Annotated in this window: 27 protein-coding genes; 13 read left to right on the top strand and 14 right to left on the bottom strand. The window is 69.2% G+C overall.

Features of this window, described 5'->3' with window-relative positions:
- The first annotated feature begins 62 nt into the window (after nucleotides 1-62).
- Together BLW75_RS31845 and BLW75_RS31840 are read left to right on the top strand one after the other, a co-directional pair.
- Nucleotides 63-548: a PH domain-containing protein gene (locus BLW75_RS31845; RefSeq protein WP_091598704.1), complete on the top strand. Its 486-nt coding sequence runs from the start codon at nucleotides 63-65 to the stop codon at nucleotides 546-548.
- On the top strand, nucleotides 545-2,059 hold the full coding sequence (locus tag BLW75_RS31840; protein WP_034309074.1) for a PH domain-containing protein: 1,515 nt from the start codon (nucleotides 545-547) through the stop codon (nucleotides 2,057-2,059). The genes BLW75_RS31845 and BLW75_RS31840 overlap by 4 nt, the downstream gene beginning before the upstream one ends.
- On the opposite strand, the gene BLW75_RS31835 is transcribed toward BLW75_RS31840, so the two are convergent.
- Nucleotides 2,050-2,958: an SDR family oxidoreductase gene (locus tag BLW75_RS31835; RefSeq protein ID WP_034309076.1), complete on the bottom strand. Its 909-nt coding sequence runs from the start codon at nucleotides 2,956-2,958 to the stop codon at nucleotides 2,050-2,052. The two genes, BLW75_RS31840 and BLW75_RS31835, sit on opposite strands and share 10 nt — an antisense overlap.
- A 111-nt stretch (nucleotides 2,959-3,069) precedes the next feature.
- Between BLW75_RS31835 and BLW75_RS31830 the strand changes: the two genes are divergently transcribed.
- The 4 genes from BLW75_RS31830 (at nucleotide 3,070) to BLW75_RS31815 (ending at nucleotide 5,191) form a co-directional block, all read left to right on the top strand.
- Complete coding sequence (locus BLW75_RS31830) at nucleotides 3,070-3,846, top strand: IclR family transcriptional regulator (protein ID WP_034309078.1); 777 nt, start codon at nucleotides 3,070-3,072, stop codon at nucleotides 3,844-3,846.
- Nucleotides 3,847-3,989: 143 nt separating this feature from the next.
- Nucleotides 3,990-4,484 (top strand): GNAT family N-acetyltransferase, encoded by a 495-nt coding sequence (locus BLW75_RS31825; RefSeq protein WP_034309081.1) that lies wholly within the window; start codon nucleotides 3,990-3,992, stop codon nucleotides 4,482-4,484.
- A 111-nt stretch (nucleotides 4,485-4,595) separates the two neighbouring features.
- The gene (locus BLW75_RS31820) at nucleotides 4,596-4,790 is read left to right on the top strand and encodes a hypothetical protein (protein ID WP_020631236.1); all 195 of its coding nucleotides are present in this window, start codon (nucleotides 4,596-4,598) and stop codon (nucleotides 4,788-4,790) included.
- Entirely contained in the window at nucleotides 4,769-5,191 is a 423-nt protein-coding gene (locus BLW75_RS31815) for a VOC family protein (RefSeq protein WP_034309084.1), read from the top strand. Before BLW75_RS31820 ends, BLW75_RS31815 begins: the two co-directional genes overlap by 22 nt.
- Before the next feature lie 175 nt (nucleotides 5,192-5,366).
- Here BLW75_RS31815 and BLW75_RS31810 read toward each other — a convergent pair whose 3' ends face one another.
- Both BLW75_RS31810 and BLW75_RS31805 read right to left on the bottom strand, forming a co-directional pair.
- On the bottom strand, nucleotides 5,367-5,852 hold the full coding sequence (locus BLW75_RS31810; protein ID WP_034309087.1) for a pyridoxamine 5'-phosphate oxidase family protein: 486 nt from the start codon (nucleotides 5,850-5,852) through the stop codon (nucleotides 5,367-5,369).
- Nucleotides 5,849-6,724, bottom strand: coding sequence for an NAD(P)-dependent oxidoreductase (locus BLW75_RS31805; RefSeq protein WP_034309089.1), 876 nt, complete (start codon nucleotides 6,722-6,724; stop codon nucleotides 5,849-5,851). The genes BLW75_RS31810 and BLW75_RS31805 overlap by 4 nt, the downstream gene beginning before the upstream one ends.
- Nucleotides 6,725-6,807: 83 nt before the next feature.
- Here BLW75_RS31805 and BLW75_RS31800 point away from each other — a divergent pair, with 83 nt between their 5' ends.
- Entirely contained in the window at nucleotides 6,808-7,812 is a 1,005-nt protein-coding gene (locus tag BLW75_RS31800; RefSeq protein ID WP_034309091.1) for a GlxA family transcriptional regulator, read from the top strand.
- A 6-nt stretch (nucleotides 7,813-7,818) separates the two neighbouring features.
- Here the strand turns inward: BLW75_RS31800 and BLW75_RS31795 are convergent, their stop codons facing one another.
- From BLW75_RS31795 to BLW75_RS31755, 9 genes are all read right to left on the bottom strand, one after another.
- Complete coding sequence (locus BLW75_RS31795; protein ID WP_034309093.1) at nucleotides 7,819-9,090, bottom strand: aminotransferase family protein; 1,272 nt, start codon at nucleotides 9,088-9,090, stop codon at nucleotides 7,819-7,821.
- A 274-nt stretch (nucleotides 9,091-9,364) separates the two neighbouring features.
- On the bottom strand, nucleotides 9,365-10,060 hold the full coding sequence (locus BLW75_RS31790; protein ID WP_034309096.1) for a GntR family transcriptional regulator: 696 nt from the start codon (nucleotides 10,058-10,060) through the stop codon (nucleotides 9,365-9,367).
- A 4-nt stretch (nucleotides 10,061-10,064) separates the two neighbouring features.
- Nucleotides 10,065-10,850: an SDR family NAD(P)-dependent oxidoreductase gene (locus tag BLW75_RS31785; protein WP_034309098.1), complete on the bottom strand. Its 786-nt coding sequence runs from the start codon at nucleotides 10,848-10,850 to the stop codon at nucleotides 10,065-10,067.
- A 2-nt stretch (nucleotides 10,851-10,852) separates the two neighbouring features.
- Complete coding sequence (locus BLW75_RS31780; RefSeq protein WP_034309101.1) at nucleotides 10,853-12,550, bottom strand: hydantoinase B/oxoprolinase family protein; 1,698 nt, start codon at nucleotides 12,548-12,550, stop codon at nucleotides 10,853-10,855.
- Nucleotides 12,547-14,607 carry a hydantoinase/oxoprolinase family protein gene (locus BLW75_RS31775; RefSeq protein ID WP_034309104.1) on the bottom strand — a complete coding sequence of 687 codons (2,061 nt, stop codon included), beginning with the start codon at nucleotides 14,605-14,607 and terminating at the stop codon, nucleotides 12,547-12,549. Before BLW75_RS31775 ends, BLW75_RS31780 begins: the two co-directional genes overlap by 4 nt.
- Nucleotides 14,604-16,235 (bottom strand): thiamine pyrophosphate-binding protein, encoded by a 1,632-nt coding sequence (locus tag BLW75_RS31770; RefSeq protein WP_034309107.1) that lies wholly within the window; start codon nucleotides 16,233-16,235, stop codon nucleotides 14,604-14,606. Before BLW75_RS31770 ends, BLW75_RS31775 begins: the two co-directional genes overlap by 4 nt.
- Nucleotides 16,236-16,334: 99 nt before the next feature.
- Complete coding sequence (locus BLW75_RS31765; protein ID WP_034309110.1) at nucleotides 16,335-16,958, bottom strand: pyridoxamine 5'-phosphate oxidase family protein; 624 nt, start codon at nucleotides 16,956-16,958, stop codon at nucleotides 16,335-16,337.
- The gene (locus BLW75_RS31760; RefSeq protein WP_034309111.1) at nucleotides 16,951-18,108 is read right to left on the bottom strand and encodes an NAD(P)/FAD-dependent oxidoreductase; all 1,158 of its coding nucleotides are present in this window, start codon (nucleotides 18,106-18,108) and stop codon (nucleotides 16,951-16,953) included. The genes BLW75_RS31765 and BLW75_RS31760 overlap by 8 nt, the downstream gene beginning before the upstream one ends.
- Complete coding sequence (locus tag BLW75_RS31755) at nucleotides 18,092-19,105, bottom strand: glutathione S-transferase family protein (protein ID WP_034309114.1); 1,014 nt, start codon at nucleotides 19,103-19,105, stop codon at nucleotides 18,092-18,094. The genes BLW75_RS31760 and BLW75_RS31755 overlap by 17 nt, the downstream gene beginning before the upstream one ends.
- Before the next feature lie 95 nt (nucleotides 19,106-19,200).
- Here BLW75_RS31755 and BLW75_RS31750 point away from each other — a divergent pair, with 95 nt between their 5' ends.
- Nucleotides 19,201-20,607, top strand: a complete 1,407-nt coding sequence (locus BLW75_RS31750) for a WS/DGAT/MGAT family O-acyltransferase (protein WP_034309116.1) — start codon at nucleotides 19,201-19,203, stop codon at nucleotides 20,605-20,607.
- An 11-nt stretch (nucleotides 20,608-20,618) separates the two neighbouring features.
- On the opposite strand, the gene BLW75_RS31745 is transcribed toward BLW75_RS31750, so the two are convergent.
- Complete coding sequence (locus BLW75_RS31745; protein WP_034309119.1) at nucleotides 20,619-21,602, bottom strand: PQQ-dependent sugar dehydrogenase; 984 nt, start codon at nucleotides 21,600-21,602, stop codon at nucleotides 20,619-20,621.
- 315 nt (nucleotides 21,603-21,917) lie between these two features.
- Between BLW75_RS31745 and pqqA the strand changes: the two genes are divergently transcribed.
- From pqqA to pqqB, 5 genes are all read left to right on the top strand, one after another.
- Nucleotides 21,918-22,004, top strand: coding sequence for a pyrroloquinoline quinone precursor peptide PqqA (gene pqqA, locus BLW75_RS31740; RefSeq protein WP_034309121.1), 87 nt, complete (start codon nucleotides 21,918-21,920; stop codon nucleotides 22,002-22,004).
- Between the two features lie 83 nt (nucleotides 22,005-22,087).
- Nucleotides 22,088-22,765, top strand: coding sequence for a pyrroloquinoline-quinone synthase PqqC (gene pqqC, locus BLW75_RS31735; protein WP_034309126.1), 678 nt, complete (start codon nucleotides 22,088-22,090; stop codon nucleotides 22,763-22,765).
- Nucleotides 22,766-22,767: 2 nt separating this feature from the next.
- The gene (gene pqqD / locus BLW75_RS31730) at nucleotides 22,768-23,040 is read left to right on the top strand and encodes a pyrroloquinoline quinone biosynthesis peptide chaperone PqqD (RefSeq protein ID WP_034309129.1); all 273 of its coding nucleotides are present in this window, start codon (nucleotides 22,768-22,770) and stop codon (nucleotides 23,038-23,040) included.
- Nucleotides 23,031-24,113 carry a pyrroloquinoline quinone biosynthesis protein PqqE gene (pqqE, locus tag BLW75_RS31725; protein ID WP_034309131.1) on the top strand — a complete coding sequence of 361 codons (1,083 nt, stop codon included), beginning with the start codon at nucleotides 23,031-23,033 and terminating at the stop codon, nucleotides 24,111-24,113. The genes pqqD and pqqE overlap by 10 nt, the downstream gene beginning before the upstream one ends.
- Entirely contained in the window at nucleotides 24,110-24,967 is an 858-nt protein-coding gene (gene pqqB / locus BLW75_RS31720) for a pyrroloquinoline quinone biosynthesis protein PqqB (protein WP_034309133.1), read from the top strand. Before pqqE ends, pqqB begins: the two co-directional genes overlap by 4 nt.
- On the opposite strand, the gene BLW75_RS31715 is transcribed toward pqqB, so the two are convergent.
- A complete protein-coding gene (locus tag BLW75_RS31715) occupies nucleotides 24,964-25,938 on the bottom strand; it encodes an aldo/keto reductase (protein ID WP_167373545.1) in 975 nt (324 codons plus the stop codon). The genes pqqB and BLW75_RS31715 overlap by 4 nt on opposite strands.
- Between the last annotated feature and the right edge of the window lie 38 nt (nucleotides 25,939-25,976).

Below are 25,976 nucleotides of genomic sequence, written 5' to 3'. Positions count from 1 at the left end.
CGTGACAGTTGGCGCGGGCGGTCCACTCCGGGGTGGTGCAGGGTGGAGGGGTGACAGAAGAGATGCTCGGCCTGCGCCCGCCCGCCAATCGGGTGAGCAGGCGCGCCATCGGTTACTGGACGGTGTGGGCCTCGGTCGGCTGGGTGATCCTCATCGCCGCGCAAGCGGTGTTCGTCCTCACGAGCGACGACGCGCCGACGTGGCTCACGGTGACCTTGACGATCTCCTGCGTGATCGCACCGCTGCATCTGCTGGTCATGCCGCAGTGGCGCTACCGGATCCACCGCTGGGAGGTCACCGGCGAGGCCGTGTACACCCAGGAAGGCTGGCTCAGCCAGGACTGGCGGATCGCGCCGATCTCGCGGATCCAGACCGTCGACATCGAACGCGACCCGGTCGAGCAGTTGTTCCGGCTGGCGAAGATCACCGTGACGACGGCGTCGGCCGCGGGCCCGGTCAAGATCGCCGGTCTCGACCACGCCGAGGCGCTGAAGCTGGCCGCGGAACTCACGAAGACCACGCAGGCCACTCCCGGTGACGCGACATGAGCACCGAGGCACCATCGGACGCCGCCGTCGGCCAGTGGCGCCGGCTCGATCGCCGGATGCTGCTGATCCGGCCGGTGCTCGACGTCGTCAAATCGCTGCCGGTGCTGATCGGGACGGTGATCCTCGGCCGGGGCAACGGCTGGGAGTGGTTCGGGCTAGGCGTCACCGCGCTGACCGTGCTCGTCGGTGTCTCGCACGTGCTCACTTCCCGGTACCGCATCGCCGACGGTCAGGTGGAATGGACCACGGGCCTGTTGCTGCGCAAGCATCGCGCGATCCCGCTGGACCGGGTGCGCACGGTCGACGTCACCTCGGAACCCAAGCACCGTTTGTTCTCCCTCAGCGCCGTGCGCATCGGCACCGGACGGCATTCACCCGCCCAGGGCGCGAACGGCGACCAGCTGGTGCTCGACGCCGTCAGCCAGGCCGAGGCCCACCGCTTGCGCACGGTTCTCTTGCACCGCAAGGAGATCACCGAGACCGCCCCGCCTCCTGAGCAGGTCGTGGCGGTGGTCGACCGCAGGTGGGTGCGGTACGCGCCGTTCACACTGTCCGGGCTCGCCGTGGTGGGCGCGATCTTCGCCGCGGTCTGGCATTTCGCGCACCAGCTGGACATCGCCCCGGAGAACGTCGGCCCGCTGCGGGATCTCATGGACGATCTGGCGAACACGGCGGTGTGGCTGATCGTGGTCGTCGCGGCGGTCGCCCTGCTCGTGGTCGTCTCCCTGCTTTCCGTCGGCGGCTACGTGCTGTCGTTCTGGAACTTCAAGCTCACCCGGGAGACGGAGGGCACCCTGCACGTCCGGCGCGGGCTGATCACCACGCGTTCGGTGTCCATCGAAGAAGAACGGCTTCGCGGCGTCGAAGTGAAGGAGCCGCTGCCGCTGCGGATCGCGGGCGGGGCGCGGCTCACCGCGATCGTCGGCGGGCTGCGTGAGGGCAAGGGCGGGGACAAGGGCGGCGGGCTTCTGCTGCCGCCCGCGCCCGTCGGCCGGGTCCACGAGGTCGCGGCCGAAGTGCTGCGCGAGAACTTCGACCCGGCCACCGTCCCGCTGAACCGGCATCCCCGGCGGGCACTGACCAGGCGGCTGACCCGCGCGGTGGGTGGCGTGCTGATCCTGGCCGCCGCCCTGTTCGGCTTGGCGTGGATCGACTTCCTGCCGTCGTGGATGTGGCAGGTCGCGCTCGGCCTTGTCCCGCTCGCCGCACTGGTGGGCTGGGACCGCTACCGCAATCTCGGCCACGCGATCGTCGGGCGGTACCTGGTCAGCCGGTCGGGTTCGCTCGCGCGGGCGACGGTGGCGATCCGGCGCGAGGGCCTCACCGGCGTCGTCGTCAGCCGCTCGTTCTTCCAGCGCCGCGCCGGATTGATCACCGTGACGGCCCCGATCGCGGCGGGCAAGGGCGGCTACCAAGTGGTCGACGTCGGCGAATCGGCCGGGCTCGCGATGGCGGAGCAGGCGGCGCCCGGTCTGCTCACTCCCTTCCTCCGCCGGGAGGTTCAGCGATAGCCGGTGACGTCCGCGGGCAGGCCGGGATCCTGGACCTCGACGAGATAGCGCCAGCAATCGGGACGGCTGCCGTCGAGGTCGGTGAATCCGTATTCCTTCGCCAATTCGCCGCTGGACACCGATTTCCCGTTCCAGCGGGCGACTTCCGCGTCGCCGGCCAGCGCGGCGACCGCCCTTCCGACGAACGCCGGGCTTTCAGAAATGGCGAAATGCGGCTGCACCTTCGTCGCGTCACGCCAATTCTCTTCGGTCACCCGATAAGCGTCGAGCATCGCTTCGGACCGCAACCAGCCCGGCGTGACGGACACCGCGGTACCGCCATGCGGTTCCAATTCGTGCCCGAGGGCGAACGCCATCCGGTTCACCGCGGTCTTGGCCAGGTCGTAGAAGAACGAGACCCGGTAGTTCCCGGAGTTGTACTCGGCGGTGCCGTCGTTGACCTCGACGACCAGCGCGCCGCGCTTCCTGATCATGAGCGGGAGCGCGAAATGGCTGGTGATGGCATGGGTGTCGACGGCGAGCCGTAACGTCCGCAGACCGACGTCCAAAGTGGACTCCCAGACCGTCTTGTCCCACTCGATGGGCGCGCCGTAGATGTCGTTGACCAGCACGTCCAACGCGCCCTGTTCGGCGTCGATCCGTTCCACCAGTTCGCGGACCTCCTCCGCCGCCAAATGGTCCACGGCGATCGCGATCCCGCGCCCGCCCGCCTCGTCGACGAGCGCCGCCGTCTCCTCGATCGTCTCCGGGCGGTTCATTTCCGATCGCCGGGAACCGGTACTGCGACCGGTCACGTAAACGGTCGCGCCGGCGGCGCCGAGCTGGACCGCTATTCCCCGCCCTGCCCCGCGAGTCGCCCCGGCGACCAACGCGATCTTGCCGGCCAATGGCTTTTCCATGGGCCGAACCTAGCAAGAAGTCCGCTTGTTCATGGACCAAAGACCCTGGTCCGCAATTCACACAATGTGCTAGTTTCTTGACTCTTCGTGATTCTCCGGCGAGAGGTCGAGATGACGCCTGCCGCACGATCCCTGGACACCGCCCCGCCGAAACGGACCCCCGGCGCCAGCAGCTCGCGCAAAGTACTGCAACTGCTGCTCTCCTTTTCCGAACGCCGCTGGGACGCGAGCGTCGCCGAACTCGCGGCGAGGATCGGCACCCCGGTCGCCACGACCTACCGCTATGTCGCGCTGCTGAAGGAACTCCAGCTCCTGGAGGAGGGCAGGACGGGGCGCTACCACGTGACGAGCCAGGTGATGCCGCTCGCGCGGGCCGCGCAACTGGCCAACGATCTCGCCAGGCTGGCCCGTCCGGCGATGGAGGAGGCGGCCCGCGACCTCGGTGAGACGGTGCTGCTGTTCCAGCATTTCGGTGAATCCGCGGTCTGCGCGGACCGCGTCGAATGCGAACGCGCGATGCGTTTCACCTTCCAGCCGGGGCATTCCGTCCCGCTCGGCACCGGCGCGTCGGGCAAGATGCTGCTCGCCATGCTGCCGGAGGGCGAACGCGAACGGCGCCTTTCGTCGATCGTGCAGCGCCGCGGCCCGAGCGTGCGGGAAGAGGTCAAACGCGCCGGGGCGAACCGGTTCGCGGTCAGCTGGGGCGAGCTGGACGACGGCGTCTGGTCGTGTTCCGTGCCGATCCCGAGCACCGGGCACCGGCCCGCGGTGCTGACACTGGCCGCCCCCGCCACCCGGATCGGTGACGACGCGAAGCGGGCGGCCATCGTCGCGCTCCAGTCGTACGCGAACCGGATCCACCGCGCCGTTTCGTCGTTCGCCCTCTGAAGAGCGCCCACGCGAGTGTCGTCCATCCAGTCACGCGTGTCGTCCGTCTGATCACGCGTGTCGTCCATCCGGTCACGGGGCCGGCCGGCCTCGCCCTCTAATTCACGCGCCGCCACGCGCCGCGGCGGGGTAGAACTCGAACCGTGATCCGACTCGCCACCTCCGACGACCTGCTCGCCCTCCAGGACATCGAACGTGCCGCCGGCGAACCGTTCCGTGCGCTCGGCATGGCCGCGATCGCCGACGACGACCCGCCGTCGATCGCGGACCTCACGGCCTTCCAGCGCGCGAACCGGGCCTGGGTGTGGGACGCGGGCGACGGGCCGGTGGCGTACCTGCTCGCCGAGGTCGTCGACGGTCACGGCCACATCGAGCAGGTGTCCGTCCATCCCGCTCACGCGCGCCGGGGCCTCGGGCGGCGGCTGATCGAGCACGCCGCCGAGTGGGCTTCGCGCGAAGGGCTCGCCGGGCTGACGCTGACGACGTACGCCGAGGTGCCGTGGAACGCGCCGTACTACGCCCGGCTCGGCTTCGTGACGCTCGACGAGGAGAGCCTCACAGACGGCCTGCGAGCCGTCCGGGATCACGAAATCGCCCGCGGCCTGGACGCGTGGCCGCGGGTGACCATGCGGAGATGACCCGCCCGGGGGGTCGGGTTGGCGGCGGGCATCGAACATGTGTTCTACTGTCGGCGCCGGCCCCGGAGGGGGAAGCTCCGCGGGCCGGCACCGGACTTCAGGGAGGCACGGATGGCCGTCAAGATCACCCATCTCACTAATGGGCAGCAGGTGCGCTTCGCCAACGCGGACGGCGCCCGGCGCTACGCCGAGATCATCGGCGGCGGGGTCGACAAATGGCGGTTCACCGTGGTCAGCGGGCACGACCGCCCGGAATTGTCGGGGCGGGTCGTTAATGTGCCGGTATGGCGTATGACTTCCAGGTGACGGTGGACTCCGCCCGTCCGCACGCCCTCGCGGACTGGTGGGCCGAGATGCTCGGGTGGCGGGTCGAGGAGAGCAACGAGGAGTTCATCCGCGAGATGGTCGCCGAGGGTTACGCCGCCGAGGAAGCGACGACCACGCACAACGGCGTCCTGGTGTGGAAGGACGGCGCGGCGATCGTCCACCCGGAGACCGGGCAGCGGTTCCTCTTCCAGCTGGTGCCCGAGGGGAAGACGGTCAAAAACCGGCTGCACCTCGACATCCGCGTGGGGGCGGGCAAGATCGAGGCCGAGCTCGAGCGGCTGACCGCGCGCGGTGCGACGTTCCTGCACCGCGGCAAGCAAGGGCCCGCGGAGTGGATCACGATCGCGGACCCGGAGGGCAACGAACTCTGCCTCTCCTGAGGCGGGCCCGCGAGGGCCCGCCACTGGGGGTGTCATGAAGGGACCTGGTCCCGTCGGCTGTGCCCTTCATGACCGAGCGCGCGGCCCTCGTGCGCGTCGCGCCTCGCGTGAGGCGTGACAGTCGTGGGTGTTCCCTGGTCGTTCCGGCGGCCCGGGAACACCCACGACGATCCGGTTACCGGTTCCGGTCCGCTCGCCAGATCCGGCTGCGCAGGTCGGCACCGCGGATCACCTGGATCCGCCAAGGCGTCAGGCGCAGCACATGCAGCCGCGGGTCGGACGGTGCCTGCCAGAAATTGCCGAGGGGGTAGCCGGCGCCGCGCGGGCTGGTCTTGCGGTACAGGTCCCACACATGCTCCTTGACCGAGGGCTCGTTGTCCCAGACGGCCACCGCGTCGACCGCCACCGAGTTGTTCCCCGGTGCCCAGTAAGAGAAATTGGTATGCGGGTTGCCTTCGAGATGGGCCGCCTTCACCGGGGTCCGAAAGGTGGCCAGCCAGCCGAGCGGACGCCCGTCGACCTTCTCCCACACCGGGATGAGCACCCGGGTTCGCGGGCGGTTCTGGGCGTCGACGGTCACCATCGTGGCGTAGTTGATGGCTCCGACGTAGCCGTTGAACTCGGCTTCCAGCTCACCGAAGTCCCGGGTCGTCGTGGTCATGCGGCGCTCCGGAAGGATTCCACGGCGCGCGAGAGGCTGGCCGCGCCGTGTCCGGCCGCGATCTGCCGGTCGATCAGGTCCTTGATCGGGAGCAGGGTGTCCGGCGGGACGTCCAGCGCCCGGCTGGCCCGGATGATCGTGCTCAGCCCCGCCTGGTTCATGGCAAGACTGGACTCGCCACCGGTGTATCCGCCACGGTCGATCTCCTCGGCGAAGGTGGTCAGCGCCGGGAACGAATCCGCCAGCCAGGACAGCAGCATCGGCGTCAGCTCGGTGGCACGCACCCCTGCCGCCGACGCCATCGCCGTGGCGTGCAGGAAACCGCCGATCATGCCGTACATCCCGGCCAGGATGGCGACGTCGTAACCCGACGCGAGACCGGCGTCGGCGCCGAGGAAAGTGCCTTTACCCAGCAGATCCAGCTTCGGCTGCCAGCGCCGGTGAACGTCCTGGGCACCGCTGTAGCTGATCGACGATCCGGCGGTGCCGATCGTCTGCGGCACCGCGTAGACGGCTCCGTGCAGGTACCGCGCGCCGTGCTCGGCCGCCCAGGTGGCCAGCTCACGCGCGTCCTCCGGCCCGCCGGACGTGACGTTGACCAGCGCGCGCCCGGCGACGGCATCACCCGCCGTCGTCAGGACCTGCCGGGCGACGGTGGCATCGAGCAGCGCGACGAGGACGAGTTCGCTCGACTCGATCGCCTCCGCGGCCGTGGCCGCCGCCGTCGCCCCGGCAGCGACGAGCGCGTCCGCCTTGGCGGCGTCGCGGTTCCAAACGGTCGTGGGAATCCCTTGGCGCAAGAAGGTTTCAGCCAGCGCGTGGCCCAGGTTGCCGAGGCCGATCACGGCGACTCGGTCAGGTGTCGTACTCATGTGACCAGCCTCGCGGCCCGCACTTCCCGCTGCCAGTGACACTGATGACCGGAAGCACCAAATTCGTGCCATAGGCTGTGTCCATGAGCGCTGGTTCGGTCGCCCTGGTCGTCCCCGACGAGATCGGGATCGCCTTCTGGGACCTGTACGAGGTGAGCATCCCCGCCACCGTTTTCGGGATGCCCCAGCCCGATCTCGCCGATCCCTGGTACGACCTGCGGCTGTGCGGAACCGGCGACCGGTCCGAGGCGGCGGCTCCCGGGTTCGCGCTGCGCACCCCGTACCGGCTCGACGACATCGTCGGCGCCGACACGGTCATCGTGTCGTCGGTACCGGACGAGGTCCTCAGCGACGGCGCGCCGGTCTCACCCGAGCTGATCAGCGCGTTACGGCGCGCCCACGACGCGGGCGCGCGGATGGTCTCGCTGTGCTCGGGCGCTTTCGCGCTCGCCGAGGCCGGGCTGCTAGACGGCCGTCGAGCGACCTCGCACTGGATGCACACCGCGGAGCTGGCCGAGCGGTTCCCCGAGGTCGAAGTCGACGACTCCGTGCTCTACGTGGACGACGGCGACGTGCTCACCAGCGCCGGGATGACCGCCGGCCTCGACCTGTGCCTGCATCTGGTCCGGCGCGATCTCGGGGCGCACGTGGCCAACCAGCTGGCCCGCCGGATGGTCGTGCCCGCGCACCGGCCGGGCGGACAGGCCCAGTTCATCGATCTTTCCGTTCCCGCCACCGACGACCAGGGGCTGGCACCGGTGCTCGACTGGGCGAGGGCCCATCTCGACCGGCCGTTGACGATCGAAGATCTCGCCCGGCGCGCCATGATGAGCCGCCGGACCTTCTACCGGCGCCTCCAGCAGGCGACCGGCACGACACCGCTCCAATGGCTGCTGACCCAGCGGCTTTCCCGGGCGCAGAGCCTGCTGGAATCGACCGCCCTGCCGGTGGAGCGGATCGCGGAGCTCAGCGGTCTCGGCACCGCGAACAACCTGCGCCACCACTTCCTGAAGCAGGTCGGCGTCTCGCCCGGTGCCTATCGGAACGCGTTCCCGCGGCAGCCACCGGTGACCGCCGCCGCGGGATGACGTCGTCTAGACGAGCTTGTCCAGCGCACGCGGCAAAGCCGTCGTGAGCAGGTCGAGTTCGGCCTCGCCCGCGATCAACGGCGGCGAGACCGCGATCCCCTTGGCCAGGTTCCGCACGAGGACGCCTTCGTCCCGGGCCAACCGCTGTAGCCGGTTCGCCGCGCCGGGGTTCGCCTCGATGACTTCGGCCTTCAGTTCGACCGCGCCGAGAAAGCCCAGCCCGGCCCGGACCTCCGCCACCAATGGATGCGAAGCGAGCCCGGAAAGCGCGTCCGCCAGCGGCTTCTCCAGTTCTCGCCCGCGCGGGATGAGCCCGTCGCGCTCGTAGATGTCCAGCGTCGCGTTCCCCGCGGCGCACGCGACCGGATGCCCGGCGTAGGTCGCGCCGTGCCGCAGCACCGGCGCACCGGGCGAGCCGGTGAAGAACGGCTCGGCCACCCTCGGCGCGACGATCAGCGCGCCCAGCGGGATCGTGCCGCCGGTGATGCCCTTCGCGGTCGTGATCATGTCCGGTTTCACGGCCCACCGGTCGATCCCGAACCAGGTACCCAGCCGCCCGAACGCGGCGATCACGCAGTCCGCGACGAACAGCACGTCATGCCTGCGGCAGATCTCGGCGACCGTCTCGATGTACCCGTCCGGGGGAAGGAGGACGCCGCCCGCGCCGATCACCGGTTCGCAGAAGAACGCCGCGACCCGCTCCGGCCCGACCCGCAGGATCTCCGCTTCGAGCGCTTCGGCGCTGTCGTAGGGGACGTGCGAGATGTCCCCCGGCAGCGGACCGAAGCCCGCCGCGTTGGCCGCGATGCCGCCGACGGCCGTGCCGAAACCGTGCGTGCCGTGGTAACCCTGCACCCGGCCGATGACATGCACCTTCTCCGGGCGCCCGGTGTGAGCGAAGTACGAACGGGCGATCTTGACCGCGGTGTCGATGACGTCACCGCCGCCCGACCCGAAGAACACCTTCGAGCCCGGTTCGGGTGCCAGCGCGGAGACGCGCTCGGCGAGCTTCAGCGCGGGCTCGTTTGCGTTGTAGCCGAACAGGTTGTACGAGTCGAGCGTCCGCAACTGGTCCGCGACGGCCTGCACGATCTCCTCGCGCCCGTGCCCGAAGTTCGCGTACCAGAGCGACGCCGTCGCGTCGAAGTACCGGTTGCCTTGGTCGTCCCAGACGTAGGAACCCTCGCCGCGGGTGATGACGAGCCGGTCGCCGTCGACCGCTCCCATGTCCGCGAAGGGGTGCCACAGGGGATTGCGCGCGGACGCCGACGAAACCATGATCTTCCTCCTCGTGCTCGTGCCCCCCATCCTCACCCGGATCCGGCCGGAACGCGAACACTCCATCGTGCACAGTTCGTGCTTCGGATCTGTCCGGTCTGTCGGCCCCGTCGCCGTTCGTGTCGCGAAAGCCACTTTCGGGACATCACACATCTCGAAAGTGGCTTTCGCGACACGCGCCCGGACCACCTGGGCAGGCCACCGACGTTGCGAAAGCCACTTTCGCAACGTTGAAGGTTGCGAAAGTGGCTTTCGCAACGCGCCAAAAGCGCCCTCACGACCCTCGACGGTCGTAGGCGGCCAGCAGCTGCTTTTCCGCATCCCGCAGGTACTTCTCCAATGCCGTCTCAGCGGCTCCGAAACGCCCCCGCTCCAGATCCCGCAGGATCCGCTCGTGCCGCTCCAGGAACGGCTCGAAGAACGCACGCGTGTTCTCCGTCAGCACGAAGAAGAGCCGCGTCTCCGCCAGCACCTGGCGCATCGTCGTGCTGACCCGCTCGCTGCCCGCCAGGTCGCCCACCGCCTGGTGGAACGCGATACTCGCGGTCCCGACGGCCTGCCAGTCGCCTTCGTCGGCCGCGGCACGGCCGTCCCGCACCGCGTCCGCGATCGCCGACAAGTCCACAGTGGACAGTTCGGCCGCACGTCGCAGCGCACCGCATTCGGTGACCCGCCTCATCACGTAGAGATCCGAGATGTCCTGCGCGGTCAACTCCCGCACGAACACGCCGCGGTTGAGTTCGTGCACCGCGAGCCGTTCGTGCGCCAGGAGCTGGAAGGACTCGCGCAGGGTGTTGCGCGAGACGCCCAGCGCGGCGCTGATCGACGGTTCCGAAAGCCTCGACCCGGGCGGGAAGACGCCCTCGGTGATGCGCTGGCGCAGGATCTCGGCGACCCGTTCCGCCGTCCCGCTCCGTTCGAGTAACGGTCTGTCGCTGGCCGGCGTCTCCTCGGCGGCAGATGTGGACATGGCGCTACCTGACACCGAGTTCGAAGTCGAGACTGTACCGGTTGCCCGGCATGGCGCCGGCGGCCTTGGCGCCGTCGATCGGGAGGGCGACCCCGTTGACGAACCGGGATTCGTCACTGGCCAGGAAGACCACCGCTTTCGCGACCTCCCACGCCTCGCCGACCCGCGCCGCCGGTGTGCTCGCGGTCAACTGGTGTTGCTTGGCTTCGAAGTCCTCCGGAGAGGCGAGCGTGCCGCGCAGCATGTCCGTGTCGATCGCGCCCGGGTTGACCGTGTTCGCCCGGATCCCCTGGTGCGCGTGCGCGACGGCGATCGACTTCGTCAGGCCGACCAGGGCGTGCTTGGTGGCGTTGTACACCGGGTCGCCGGGGCGGCCCATCACCCCGCCGTTGGACGACGTCGTGACGATGCTGCCTGCCTTGTTCGCGATCATATGCGGCAACACCGCCCGCGTGCCGAGGAAGGCCGCGCGCACGTTCAGCGCGAAGATGTCGTCGAACTCCGCCAGCGTGGTGTCCACCAGCGGTTTCCCGAGGTGGATGCCGACGTTGTTGAACAGGACGTCGATCCGCCCGTTTTCGGCGACCACGCCGCGCACGAATTCGTCGACCTGCCCCTCGTCGGTGGCGTCCACAAGGGAGTGACGGGCGTCTTCGACGGATTCCGCGGGTTCGCGGATGTCACTGGAGAACACGGTCGCGCCCTCGGCGACGAACTCCTTCACGGTGGCGAGGCCGATGCCCCTCGCTCCCCCGAAGACCACCGCGACCTTGCCTGCCAGCCGGCCCATGCTCATTTCCTCCCTCTCAGCGAAACCGCCGTGTAGTCCTCCGGAAGGCGCACCAGCGCCTCGGGATCTCCGTGATAGGTCACCTCGACGCCGTACAGCTCGCGCGCCGCTTCCACCGAGACGTATCCGTCGACGACGTCGGCGAGCACGGCTTCCTGATCCCGCTCGAACGGGTCCCCGTAACCTCCGCCGCCCGGGAGTACCACGTTCACCACGTCGTCCGGCCGCAGGTCCACCCGGCTCTTCGACGGCAGTGGGCCACGGGTCAGCTCGAACCGGCCCACCGCCCCGTCGTGTCCCGAGTCCACACCGGACGCCGGACGGCGCACCCGGTCGACGTTCCCGTTGACACTCCAGGAGATCTCGCCGCGGGCGGCCATGGTGGTGCACTGGCCAAGGCCGCCGCGCCACTTTCCGGCGCCGCCCGAATCCGTGCGCAGCACACGTTCACGCTGGATCAACGGCGCCATCGTCTCGATGACCTCCGTCGGTGTCGACCGCAGTCCACTCGGGAATCCCGTGGTGTTCAGTCCGTCCTTTGTGGACCTCGCACCGATACCGCCGGTCTGGAAGACGTTGAGCATGAACTCGCGACCCTCGGCGTCGGCGCCGCGCCAGATCGTCATCCACAACGCGTCCGCGCTGTGCGCCATGGCGTTCCCCGGCAAGGCCGTGATCAGCAGCGAAGGCAGGAAGTGCCCGATCAGGTGCCGCGACGCGACCGGCGCGGGCGGGGTGCAGTTGAGCACCGAGCCCTCCGGCGCGGTGACGTGCACCGGCCGGAACGAGCCCGCGTTGTGCGGCACCTCCGGCGAAATGGCCGCCTTGACCGCGAACGACGCGTACGCCCTGGTGTAGTTCAGGACGACGTTGATCCCGCGGCGGCTCTGCGGCGACGAACCGGCGAAATCGAGGTGGATGTCCGCACCTTCGATGGTCACGGCGACCTTGAGGACGATCTCTTCGTCGTCGAATCCGTCGGTCACCAGCTCGCTGGTGTAGGTGCCGTCCGGCAGTTTCGCCAGCGCGTCCCGCAGCGCCCGCTCGGAGCGGTTCATGATCTCCGCGGCGACGTCGTCCAGGGAATCGAGCCCGAATTCCTCCAGCAGCCGCACCAGGCCGGCGGCACCGACCTCGTTCCCGGTGACCTGCGCGTACAGGTCGCCGATGGTCTCCTCCGGGGTCCGGACGTTCGCGCGGATCAGCAGTTCGAGATCCGCGTTGACCTCGCCCGCGCGGAGGAACTTCATGATCGGCAGGCGCAGGCCCTCTTCGAAGACCTCACTGGCCTCGGCGGAGACCAGGCGCCCGCCGATGTCCGGGGCGTGGCAGCAGGAGGCGAACCACGCGACCAGCCGTCCCCGCAGGAAAACCGGCGTCGCGACGGTGATGTCGTTGATCTGCCCGGCCGTCTGCCACGGGTCGTTGGTGAGCAGGACATCGCCGGGTTCCAGCGTCTCCGGCGGGTACGCGGCGACGAAATGCCGCATCCCGGTCGCCATCGCGTTGATGTGACCCGGTGTCCCGCCGACGGACTGGCCGATCATCTCGCCGCGGGAGTCGAACACCGCGCAGGCGAGGTCGAGCGATTCCCGCACCACGGACGAGAACGCCGTGTTGACGAGCGCGTTCTGTTGTTCGGCCAGGATGGAGTGCAGCCGGTTTCCCAGTACCCCGACCAGGATCGGGTCCACGCTCATACCGTCACCACCAGACTGGCGTCCGCGCCGACGGCACAGCGGGCCCCCGGTGGAACGACCACAGTGGACTCTCGTTCCTCCACGATGGCCGGTCCCTCGACGCGATCACCAGGCTTGAACCGGTACCTGTCGAACACCGCCGTGTCGACAAAGCCACCTTCGGCGGGGAAGTACGCGGGACGGCTCCCCTTGCGCGCGTCGCCCTCGGCCTCGGCTCCCGCGAGTTCCAGCGTGACCTCGGGCGCCGGGCCGCTGGAGACGACGCGCCAGTTCAGCACCTCGATCGCGACGTCCGGCCCGGTCCGCCGGTACAGCGTCCGATAGGTCTCGGTGAACGCGTCGATCAGCGAACCCGGCCAGTCCCCGCCCTCGACCGGCACCCGGATCTCGTAGCCCTGCCCGGCGTACCGCATCTCGGCGATCCGGCGGTGCGTCACCGCCGCACTGTCCACACCGGACTTCTCCAGCAGCTCCGCGCCCTCGGCCTCCATCTCTCCGAACAACGCGCCGACCTGGTCCCGGGAAAGGTCGAGCACCGCGGAGCGCGCCGAACGCACGAAGTCGAAGGCCAGTGGCGCGGTGAGGAATCCCGCCGCACTGAGCACCCCGGCGGCGGGCGGCGCGACCACCTCGGGCGCGCCGAGCGCCCGCGCCACCCCGACGCCGTGCACCGGGCCGGCGCCGCCGAAAGTGAACATCGGCAGCTTCGCCGGATCTTTGCCTCGCTCGACCGCGTGGACCCGGGCGGCGTTGGCCATGTCCTCGTTGACGCTGGTGTGGATGCCCCAAGCGGCCTCTTCGACGCTGACGCCGAGCGGTCCGGCGATCTTCGAGCGGATCGCCTCGCGCGCGCCGTCGAGGTCCAGAGTCATTCCGCCACCGAGGAAATACCCCGGATCCAGATAACCGAGCACGAGGTCGGCGTCCGTCACGGTCGGCTCGGTGCCGCCTCGTCCGTAACAGACCGGACCGGGCTCGGACCCCGCCGAATCCGGGCCGACGGTGAGCAGGCCGAGCGCGTCGATCCGCGCGATCGAGCCGCCGCCGACACCGATCTCGATCATGTCCGTGACCGGTACCTTGACCGGCAGCCCGGATCCCGGCAGCAGCCGGTACTTCCGGTCCACCTCGAACTCGTGCGTCACCAGCGGCGCGCCACCGGAGATCATGCACAATTTCGCCGTCGTGCCGCCCATGTCGAAGGCCAGCAGATCCTCGACCCCCGCCGCGGACCCGATCGCGGACGCGGCCAGCGCCCCGCCTGCCGGCCCGGATTCGAGGATGCGGATCGGGTAGCGCGCGGCGGTGTCGACGGTCGCGATCCCGCCGTTGGACAGCATGATGTGCGGTGACGGCCGCACCCCGGCCCCGTGCAGGCGCCGTTCCAGGTCACGCAGGTAACGTTCGGTGAGGTCCTGGACGTAGACGCATCCGACCGTGGTCGACATCCGTTCGAACTCGCGGATCTCGGGAACGACCTCACTGGAGAGCGCGACCCGCAATCGAGGCGCGACCTTCCGCAGCACCTCGGCGGCCCGTCTTTCGTGCGCGGGGTTCGTGAAGGCGTGCAGGAAACAGATCGCCACCGCGTCGATCCCCCGGGCGTCGAGCTCACGGCCGAGCCGCGCGACGTACTCCTCGTCCAGTCCTGTGTGGACAGTGCCGTCGGCGAGGATCCGCTCAGGGACGTCGAACCGCAGGTGCCGTGGCACCAGTGGCGCCGGCAATTCGATGAGCAGGTCGTACAGTTCGTACCGGTGCTCGCGCCGCATCTCCAGCACGTCGCGGAAACCGGCCGTCGCCAGCAGGGCGGTGCGTGCTCCCTTGCGTTCGATCAGCGCGTTCGTGACCAGTGTCGTGCCGTGCACGAACTGCTCGACGTCACCCGCGTCCAGCCCGGCGTCCGCGAGCGTCCTCTTGAGACCTTCTTCGACCGCCCGGCCGGGCTCGTCGTGCGTTGTCAGCACCTTGCCGACCGCCACGATACCGGTCTCGTCGAGTACGCAGAGATCGGTGAACGTGCCGCCGATGTCCACGCCGACACGGAGCCCGGTCACAGGGATTCCTTGCGGTACCAGCGCGGCGAGGTGTTGAGCGGCGGAGCCATCTTCGCGCGCACGACCAGGACGTTGGGCTCGTCGGACTCGACGAATTCGCCGAGCAGCCGCCGGAACGCCCGCCCGAATCCGGAGACACGGTCCGCGTGTACGCCGAAAGCCCTCGCCAGGCCGACGAAATCGGGACTGTCCCAGTCGACCCCCCGGCGCGGCAGTCCCGCGCGATCCTGGTCGTAGCGGAGCATCCCGTAGCCGCCGTCGTCGACGAGGATCACCGTGACCGGCAGCTGTTCCTGCGCGAGCGTGTGCAGATCGCCGCAGCCGAACAGGAAACCGCCGTCCCCGCTGACGCAGATCGCGCGGCCGACGCCCGCGGCACCCGCGCCGAGCGCGGCGGGGAAGCCGTAGCCGAGGGTTCCCCAGCCCATGGGATATGCGAGCTTGCGCGGCGCGCGGACGCGATGGAACCCGCCGATCCAGTACCCGGCCACGCACATGTCCGCGACCACGACCGCGTCCTGTGGCAGCACCTCGTCCAAAGTGGACAAAAGGTCGGCGGCCTGCGGCTCCTCCTCCTTGATCCGCTGCCGGACCCGGGCGGAGACCTTGGCGAGCCTGCCGACGAGTGCCGCGATTCCCGCGCGTTCCTCGACCTTCAGCGCCTCGACGAGCACCCGGGCGTCACCGACCAGGGTGATGTCCGGCCGGTAGTTCTTGGCCGCGTCGTCCGGGTCGACGTTGATCGCGATGAGCTTCTTCGGCTGCGGCATCAGCCAGTTCTGGGTCATCAGCCCGTCGAAGTCGGTGCCGATCGCGAGGACGACGTCGGCCTCGTCCCACAGCGCGCCGACCTCGGGCGCGTGCACCGGATTCGGGGCGAGGCAGGGGTGATCGACCGGCAGGAGCCCGCGAGCGCCGAACGTGGTGAGCACCGGCGCGGCCAGCCGTTCGGCGAGTTTCCCGATCGCCTCACCCGCCTCGGCGCGCAGCGCGCCGCCGCCCGCCCAGATCAGGGGCCGGTCCGCGGCCACGAGCAGGGCCTCGGCCTCGCTGAGATCCGGGATCTCGGACGGCCGGGCGTGCGACCGCGGCGGGCGGCGCGCGGGCGTCCGCTCCGACAGGAAGTCGGCGGGGATGCCGAGGTACACCGGCCCGCTCTGCGGCTGGAGCGCGAGCCGGGCCGCGCGGTGGAGGGTGGCGGCGACCTGGTCGGCGCTCGTGACGGTGAAGCCTGCCTTGGTGACCGGCGCGAACATCGCCTGCTGGTCCGACGTTTCGTGCAGCACGCCGCGGACCACGCCCGGCCGCCGCAACGTGGACGGGATGTCGGTCGCGATGATCAGCACCGGCGCGGCCGACGCCATGGCCTCGCCGACGGCGGCGAGCGTGTTCGCCGCGCCGGGGCCCGTGGTCACCAGCGCGACGCCGAGCTTCCCCGTGGCGCGGGCGTACCCGTCGGCGGCGTACCCCGCCGTCTGCTCGTGCCGGACGCCGACGAGCCGGATGTCCGTATCGGCCAGCGCCTCCCATAACGGCAGGTTGTGCACCCCGGGGAGACCGAAGACGACTTCGGTCCCCAGAGCGGTCAGCGCGTCGGCGAGATGCTGGGCTCCGGTGGGTGCAGGCACCCCGCCGATAGTGCCAGATCGTTCAACGATCCAGCAACCAGCGCGCCGGGCCTCGTGAGTGGCAAGGACGGTTAGAACCGTCCTTGCCACTCACGAGCCTCAGTACAGACCCGCCGCGTACCTGCTCGGTTCGTAGTACGCCTCGAGGTCGGCCAGGGAATCCTCCGGCCGTTCGAAGGTTTTGGAGATCGCCGCCCGCGACGGCAGCACGTCGGGCGCCCAGCTCTCCGGCGACCAGAGCTTCGAGCGCATGAACGCCTTCTGGCAGTGGTGGAAGATCTCGTCGATGTCGACGACCAGCGCGAGCTTCGGCCGGCTGCCCTTCACGATCATGTCGTCGAAGAACGGCGCCTCCCGCACGAGCCGCGCGCGGCCGTTGATCCGCAGTGTGTCACCGCGACCGGGAATCAGGTAGATCAGCCCGACGTGCGGATTCGACAGCACGTTGCGGAACCCGTCGGCGCGCCGGTTGCCGGGGCGCTCCGGGATGGCGATCCGCGTGTCGTCCAGTACCAGCGTGAACCCGGCCGGGTCGCCCTTCGGCGAGACGTCGCAGGTGCCGTCGGCCGCCGAGGTCGCGATCAGCACGAACGGCGACTCCGCGAGCCACTGGCGGTCCAGCTCGTGCAGCGTCGGGCGCGCCTTGTTCGCGGTCCGTTCCAGCGGCGGCGGCAGGATCTCGCGCAGCTCGGCTTCGGTGGTGACTTCGACGAACTCAGACAATGTTGTGCTCCCTCGTCACAGCCCGGTCGCCGGCGAACCGGCGGACGTCGAGCCCGGTGATGTCGATGGCCGGGACCCGCCCCAGGTAGAGGTCCCGCACGAGCTCCCCCACCGCCGGGCCCATCTGGAACCCGTGCCCGGAAAAGCCGGTGGCGTAGAAGAACCGCGACACCTGGACGCTCTCCCCCACGATCTGGTTGCGGTCGGGGGTGACCTCGTACAGCCCGGCCCAGCCGCCGCGGATCCCCGCGTCGAGCACCGCGGGCACCCGGCGCGCGGCGATTTCAGCGAGTTCCGGCAGCCATTCGCCCGGCTGGTAGCGAGTGTCGAAGCCGGGGTCGCCGTCACCGTCGCAGAAGGACATCGCCAGGCCGAGACCCTCGCGGTGGAAGTAGAAGGCGGACGGCATCTCGATGGTCAGCGGCACCGACTCGGGCAGATCGGCGACCGCTCCGGTGAACACGACCTGCCGCCGGAACGGCCGCACCGGGAGGTCGACACCGGCGAGTTCGCCGATCCGGCCCGACCACGCGCCCGCCGCGCAGACCACCGCGTCCGTCCGCACGAAACCGGCCGAGGTCCGGACACCGGCGATCTCGTCACCGTCGCGTTCGATCCCGACGACCTCGACGCCGGTCCTGAGCACCGCGCCATGCCCGCGGGCCGCCCGCGCGTACCCCTGGACGGCGGAGTCCGGAGTCGCCTTCGCGTCGTCCGGCGACCACAGCGCCGCGACGACGCCTTCGGTCTCGATCAACGGGGAGAACCGCCGCGCTTCGGCGGGCTCGACGAGACGGCTGCGGACGCCGTAGGAATTCTGCAGTTCGGCGCAGCGCTCGAATTCGGGCAGGTCCGCGGGGTCGGTGACCAGGTACAGGTAGCCGTCGCGGCGGAAATCGATCTCGGTCCCGTACGTTTCGGCGAAGGAGGCGTACTCGGCCAGCCCGCGCAGCCCGATCTCGATGTTGACCCGGGTGGTGAACGACGACCGGATCCCGCCCGCCGCCTTCGCCGTCGAGCCCGCGCCCAGGATGTCGCGTTCGACCAGCAGGACCGAGACCCCGGCGGCGGCGAGCCGGTACGCGCAGCTGACCCCGATGATGCCGCCGCCGATCACGACGACGTCGGTGCGTTCAGGAAGTGGCTCCATGCGGGTCCCCGATCCGTTCGTCCTCGGGCGGCGGTCCCGGCGGCGTGCCGTCGCCGAACGGGCGCCCGCCCAGCTGCTCCCGGTGATGCGGCGTCGTCCAGCCGGACAGGTCCGGTCCCAAGGGGACGATCCGCGTCGGGTTCACCTGCTCGTGCACCGCGTGGTAGTGCCGCTTGATGTGGTCGAAGTCGACGGTGTCACCGAAGCCCGGCGTCTGGAAGAGGTCACGGGCATAGGCCCACAGCACCGGCATTTCGGTCAGTTTGTTCCGATTGCACTTGAAGTGCCCGTGGTAGACGGCGTCGAAGCGGACGAGCGTGGTGAACAACCGGATGTCCGCTTCGGTGATCGTGTCACCGACGAGGTAGCGCTGCTCTTCCAGCCGCTCGGAAAGCACGTCCAGCATGGCGAAGAGCCGGGTGTACGCGTCCTCGTACGCGGCCTGTCTGGTCGCGAACCCGGCTTGGTACACGGCGGCGTTGACGTCGGCGTAGACCCCCGCGTTGACGGCGTCGATCTCGTCACGAAGTCGCTCAGGGTAGAGGTCGGGCGCGCCGGGCCGGTGGAGGCTGGTCCATTCGGTGGACAGATCGAGGGTGATCCGCGGATAGTCGTTACTCACCAGCCGTTTGCTCGGAATGTCCACAATGGCCGGAACGCTGATCCCGCCCATGTAGTGCGGATCCGCGGCGTGATAGGCCTCGGCCAGGTACTTGATGCCGAGTACCGGATCCCGGTCATCGGGATCGAGGGTGAACCGCCAGCTCTTCTCGTCCTGGATCGGGTCGGCGACGGCCACGCTCAGCGCGGATTCGAGACCGAGCAACCGCCGGACGACCAGGCCCCGGCTGGCCCAGGGACAGGCCCGGCTGACCACCAGCCGGTATCTCCCCGCCTCCACCGGCCAGCCGTCGCGGCCGTCGGCGGTGACACGCGCGTCGAAATGGTTGGCGGACCGGCGGAACTCACCCGTCTGCGGATCGGTCGGGATCGTCATGTGAGCCACCCTAAAGCGTGAGAAGGTGGTTTCGGTGTGCGTAGACTCTGGCACCCGGCGTGTCCGCACGCCGCCGCGCGGAAGGTGGTCCGACGATGCCGTTCATGCCCGTGACCGACTCGATGTTCCTTCTCGTGGAGACGCGCGAACATCCGATGCACGTCGGTGGGTTGCAACTGTTCAAGAAACCCGAGGGCGCCGGCCCCGACTACCTGCGTGACGTCCGCAAGAGCCTGCTCGATTCCGACAACATGCGCTCGGTGTTCCGGCGCCGTCCCGCCCGGCCGGTGAACACCGCCGGCCACCTCGCCTGGTCGACCGACACCGACCTCGAACTCGACTACCACTTCCGCCATTCGGCACTGCCCCAGCCCGGCCGGATCCGCGAGCTGCTGGAGCTGACCGGACGGTGGCACAGCACCCTGCTCGACCGCCATCGCCCCCTGTGGGAGATCCATCTGGTCGAGGGCCTGCAGGACGGCCGGTTCGCGATCTACAGCAAGATCCACCACGCGCTGATGGACGGCGTCTCGGCACTTCGGCACCTCCAAGGCACGCTCTCGGACGACCCGTTCGACCTCGACTGCCCGCCGCCGTGGGGGCGCCGCGCCAAACCGGACGGCGGCCGCAACGGCAAGGTGTCGCCCTCGCTGTTCCAGACCATGGGCAAGACGGTCAACCAGCTCGCCGGCATCGCGCCCGCCGCGATGAAGGTGGCACGGGAGGCGTTCCAGGAGCACACGCTCACGCTGCCGTCGCAGGCGCCGAAGACGATGTTCAACGTGCCGATCGGCGGGGCCCGCCGGTTCGCCGCGCAGTCGTGGTCGCTGGACCGGGTGCGCAAGGTGGCGACCGCCGCCGGGGTCTCGCGCAACGACGTCGTCCTCGCGATGTGCTCGGGCGCGCTGCGGGACTACCTGATGGAACAGAACGCGCTCCCCGACGCGCCACTGACCGCGATGGTCCCGGTTTCCTTGCGGCGCAAGGACAGCGGGGACGCGTCGGGGAACAACATCGGCGCGCTGCTGTGCAACCTCGCCACCCATCTGACCGATCCGGCCGCCCGGCTGGCGACGATCAACGCGTCCATGCGGAACGGGAAGAAGCTCTTCTCGGAGCTGACCCCGCTGCAGACGCTGCTGCTGTCGGGCATCAACGTCGCCCAGCTCGGCGTGTCCCCGATCCCGGGTTTCGTGAACAACACGAAACCGCCGTTCAACCTGGTGATCTCCAACGTGCCGGGGCCGCGCAAGCAGATGTACTGGAACGGCGCGGCGCTCGACGGCATCTACCCGGCGTCGGTGCTGCTGGACGGGCAGGCGATGAACATCACGCTGACCAGCAACGGGGACAACCTGGACTTCGGCATCACCGGCTGCCGGCGGAGCGTGCCGCATCTGCAGCGCATCCTGACCCATCTGGACACCGCGCTCGCCGAACTCGAACACGCGGTCTCCCTGCCCCGCGTTCAGTCCTCTGGACGACCGCATCCAGAGGACTGAACGCGCCGGGGCTAGCTGCCGTCGGAGACGTAGATGGCGCCCGGGGTGATCGTGTACAGCTGGCCGTCCGGCCCGGCGGTCGCGTCACGCGTGCGGCCGAGGTTGGTCCAGAGCTTGCCGCCGTTGCCGTTCAGGTCGAGCTTGTACGTGCCGCCCTTCAGCGAAGCCATGTACAGCGAGCCCTTGTAGGCCGCGAGCCCGCTCGGCGTCGCCGAGGACGTCGGCCAGGACTTGACCGGGTTGGTCATCCCGGCCGTGTTGCACGGGCCTTCGCAGGTCGGCCAGCCGTAGTTCTTGCCCGGCTCGATCTTGTTCAGCTCGTCGAGCCGGTTCGCGCCGATGTCGGAGACGTACAGCTGGCCGTTCGCCCAGGTCAGACCCTGGACGTTGCGGTGGCCGTAGGAGTAGACGCGGCTGTTGAACGGGTTGCCCGGCGCGGCCGCGCCGTCGGTGGTGACCCGCAGGACCTTGCCGCCGAGGGAGTTCTTGTTCTGGGCGTTGGCGCCGTTCTGGCCGTCGCCGGTACCCGCGTAGAGGTAGCCGTCCGGGCCGAACCTGATCCGCCCGCCGTGGTGATACTGCGAACCGCGCGGGATGCCGGTGACGATCGGCGTCGGCGTCTGACCCAGCTTCAGCTTGGCGATGCGGTTGTCGGAACTGGTCGTGTAGTAGATGAAGACCGTCTCGTCGGTGGCGTAATTCGGCGAGACGGCGATGCCGAGCAGACCGGCCTCCGCGGTGACGCTCACCCCGGGGACGGTCTGGACCGTGGTGACCTTGCCCGCCTTGTCGATCTTGCTGATCGTCCTGGCGTCCTTCTGCGTGAAGACGCCGGTGCCGTCGGGCAGGAAATCGATCGACCAGGCCTGGTTGAGGCCGCTCGCGAGCTGTCTGATCGCCTGGATCGACGGCGCTTCGGCGGCGGCCGGGACGGCCGTGATCGACACGGCCGTCGCCGCGGCGAACGTGGCGGCGAGAGTACGACGTAAGGACATGGGACGCCTCCTTCAGCTACACCCCTGGAGCTCGGATGGCGGCGGTAGGCGGGTGGTCGGGGTGCACCCGTCGAGTTGGATAGAAACACACCGCAGGACGAAACGGACACCACTGGACGGGCTATCGGCGGCACCGGCCGTTAACCGTTGTGTGCGCCGAGCGTGACGACCGGCCCCGCTCGATCGGCCATAGGTAGGAAACTTTACAAAATGCCGCCGGAAGTCGGTCCTTACGTCTGGTCAGAATCGGCGACCCGCTTCTAGGGTGACGGTGGCTCGGCCCTGTTCGATCCCCTGTGGACGTTAGGAGCAGAAATGAACGAGGTATGGACCACCCCCGACTTCGTAGAATACGAAACCCCCATGGAGGTCACCGCTTACGCGGCCCGCATGGAGGACTAAATTCGCATCCGGTGGTGGGGGCCGTCCCCCACCACCGCCGCCGTCCCGATCAGCGAGCACCCGGAGGCAGCACGGTGTCCCTCATGTCGTCGTCGGAGTTCATCGCGGCGTTGCGCGGGCTTTCGCACCGCTATTGGGGCACCCACCCGTTCCACGTGCGGATGCACGACGGCGGCCTGTCCCAGCACGAGCTGAAGATCTGGGCCGCGAACCGCTGGTACTACCAGTGCGTTCTCCCGCAGAAGGACGCGGCGATCATCAGCAACTGCCCGTTACCGGAAATCCGCCGGGAATGGCTCGACCGCATCGTCTACCACGACGGGACGATGGCCGGTGACGGCGGAATCGAGCGATGGCTCCGTTTGTGCGCCGCGGTCGGGCTCGACCGCGAAGAGGTTCTCGATCAGCGGCACGTCGCCCCCGGCGTCCGGTTCGCCGTCGACGCCTACGTGAATTTCGCCCGCACGAGACCTTGGCTCGAAGCGGTCGCCTCGGGGCTGACCGAAATGTTCGCCGGCCATCTCATGCAACGGCGGGTCGCCGACATGCTGGCGAACTATTCGTGGATCGCGCCGGAGGATCTGGCCTATTTCACCAATCGCATCGACAAGGTCTCCGGTGAGGGCAAGGGGACGCTCGACATCGTCGTGCGGCACGCCGTCACCCGCGAGCAACAGGACAAGGCGATCGCCGCGCTGTCGTTCAAGACCGACGTGCTCTGGTCGATGCTCGACGCCATCGAGCACGCGGCCAAGGAGTAGCGATGACCACCCTCGAACCGGGCTCGGTGCCGCGGCTGCGGCGCGGAGTCCGGCTGAGCTATGACCAGACCAGGGAAACGCACGTCCTCCTGTTCCCCGAAGGCGTGCTCGTCCCGAATCCGACCGCCGCGGCCGTGCTTTCCCTCTGCGACGGCGTCGTCGACGTGGCGGGAATCGCTTCGGCGTTGCGCGAACGCTACACCGGTGTGCGTGAGGAAGAGATCCTGGACGTCCTGTCCCGGTTAGGAGAACGGCGGATCGTCGAATGGACCTGAAACCCGCGCAGCCGCCACTGGGCATGCTGGCCGAGCTGACCCACCGCTGTCCGCTGCATTGCCCGTATTGCTCGAATCCGATCGAGCTGATCGCCCGTGACGGCGAACTGTCCACAGAGGAATGGCGGTCCGTGCTCACCCAGGCGCGGGAACTCGGCGTGCTCCAGGTGCACATGTCCGGCGGCGAACCGCTCGCCAGGCCGGATCTGCCGATCCTGGTCGAACACGCCACGAAACTGGGGTGCTACGTCAACCTGGTGACGTCCGGGCTCGGACTGACGGAGTCCAGATTGGACGATCTCGTCGAGCGCGGCATCGCGCATGTCCAGCTGTCCGTCCAGGGCGCGACCGCCGACCGCGCGGACCGGCTCGCCGGAGCACGGGCACACGACCGTAAGGTGGTCGCCGCCGCACTGATCAAGAAGGCCGGGCTGCCGCTCTCGGTGAACGTCGTCCTGCACCGGCAGAACCACGATCAGCTCGCCGGGATCATCGACCTGGCCGAGGAAATGGGCGCGGACCGGCTCGAACTGGCCAACACGCAGTACTACGGCTGGGCCCTGCGCAACCGTGACGCCCTGATGCCGACCCGGCGCCAGCTCGACGAGGCCGAGCCGATCGTGCGCGCGGCCACCGAACGGCTGCGTGGCCGCATGGAGATCATCTATGTGGTCGCCGACTACTACGAGAAGTACCCGAAACCGTGCATGTACGGCTGGGGCGCGCGGCAATTGACCGTCGCGCCGGACGGGAACGTGCTGCCGTGTCCCGCCTCGACGGCGATCGAGACGCTGGAATTCGACAACGTACGGGACAAGCCGCTGGCGTGGATCTGGTACGAATCCGGTTCCTTCAACGCCTACCGCGGCGAGGACTGGATGCCGGACACCTGCGGCACCTGCGAACGGCGCGCGATCGACTTCGGCGGCTGCCGGTGCCAGGCGTTCCAGCTCACCGGTGACGCGTCGGCGACGGACCCGGTGTGCTCGCGTTCGCCGCATCGGGAGGTCGTCGACCTCATCCTCGCCACGCAGGTGAAAACGGACGAACTCGTGATGCGGACGGCACGATGAGGGTGATCCTGCTCGGCACGGCGGCGGGCGGCGGTTTCCCGCAATGGAACTGCGCCTGCGCGCTGTGCGTTTCGGACGCGCCGTCGCGGACGCAGGACTGCGTGGCGGTGAGCGCGGACGGCGAGGGCTGGTACCTGCTCAACGTGTCGCCGGACATCCGCGCGCAGATCCTCGCCACCCCACCGCTGCGCGCCGGGCCGGGGCCTCGGGAAATCCCACTGCGCGGGGTGTTGCTGACCGACGCCGAACTCGATCATTCACTCGGCCTGCTTCTCCTGCGGGAAGCGGGCGGCCTGCCCGTGTGGGCACCGGACGCCGTGCTGGACGCCTTGTCCGAGCAGTTCCCCGCGCGGTCGATCATCGACGGATACGGCGGCTGGGACTGGCTGCCGTCGTCGAAGGTCGCCGTCGACGGGCTGCGGGTGAGCATGCTTCCCGTGAGCGACAAGCGGCCGAAGTACGCACGTTCGTCCACTGAGGACGGCCCGTGGGTGGTGGCCTATCGGCTCGAAGACGTCGAGACCGGCGGTGTTTTCGTCTACGCGCCTTGTTTGAAAAGCTGGCCGGACGGGTTCGACGACTTCACTCGCGATGCCGACCTGGTGCTTCTGGACGGGACCTTCTACGCGCCGGATGAGATGTCGGGCGCCACCGCGGCCGAAGCCGGCGCTCAACCGGCGATGGGGCATCTGCCGATCACCGGCAGCCTCGCGAAGCTCCGGCCCGGCCCGCGGTGGGCGTACACCCACCTGAACAACACGAATCCGGTGATCGATCCCGCGTCGCCCGAACACGCCGCCGTACTGGACGGCGGCGCCTCGCTTCCCCTGGACGGTACCGAATTCAAGCTTTAGGCGACACCTTCGGGGCTCGCGCCGGACACGGGAACGGCGTCGGTGGTGAGCCGATCGATCTCCGCGAGATCGTCCGCGGTCAGGTCGATGTCCGCGGCGGCGAGACTGGCCTCGATGTTGGCCGCCTTCCGCGCGCCCACGATCGCGACGTGCACGCCCGGCTGGGCGAGCGTCCACGCGATCGCGAGCTGACTGACGGAGATCCCTTTGCCCGCCGCGAATTCCTTGAGCCGGTCGACGACGGCGAGATTGCGCCGGAAGGTCTCACCGGTGAACGCCGACGACCGTGAACGCCAGTCGGTCTTCTCGAACGTCGTCTCCGGCGTGAAGGATCCGGTCAGCAGTCCGCTGCCGAGCGGGCTGTACACGAGCACGCCGATGTCGTTCTCGCGTGCGTACGGGAGAGGATCGGTCTCGATGTCGCGGCGGAACAGGTGATACGGCGGCTGCAGGGTTTCCACAGGCCGGGCCTTGTCGAAGGCGGCCAGCCCCGCGGCGTCGTAGTTCGAGACACCGACGTGCCGGATCTTCCCGGCGTCGACGAACTCCTGGAGGATCCCCGCCGTCTCTTCGCCGGGAGCGTCGGGATCGGGCCAGTGGATCTGGTAGAGGTCGATGTGGTCGACGTCGAGAAAGCGGAGGCTGTCCTCGATGCCCTGGGCCAGCCACTCGCGCCGCGAGTCGCGCGGCCGTTCGGAACGCGGCTTGATGCCGCCCTTCGTGGCGATGACGAGGGCGTCGCGGTCGCGCTTGAGTTCCTCACGCAGCGCCTTCCCCAGCATCGCTTCGGACTTGCCGAACCCGTAGGCCTGCGCGGTGTCGAAGAAGTTCACGCCGAGTTCTCGGGCGTGATGGATCGCCGCGATCGCCGCGTCCTCGTCGAACGAACCCCAGTCCCCGCCGAGTTGCCAAGTGCCGAAAGCGATCCTCGACACCTCGAGACCGCTTCTGCCCAATGTCGTCGTACGCATACCTCCAGCAGAGCACAGACATCGGAGCACCGCACCGG

Origin of the sequence: Amycolatopsis lurida, from assembly GCF_900105055.1 — a bacterium.
Taxonomy (GTDB): Bacteria; Actinomycetota; Actinomycetes; order Mycobacteriales; family Pseudonocardiaceae; genus Amycolatopsis; species Amycolatopsis lurida.
The sequence above is the reverse complement of the archived record's forward strand: the minus strand, read 5'-3'. Positions and strand labels throughout refer to the sequence as shown.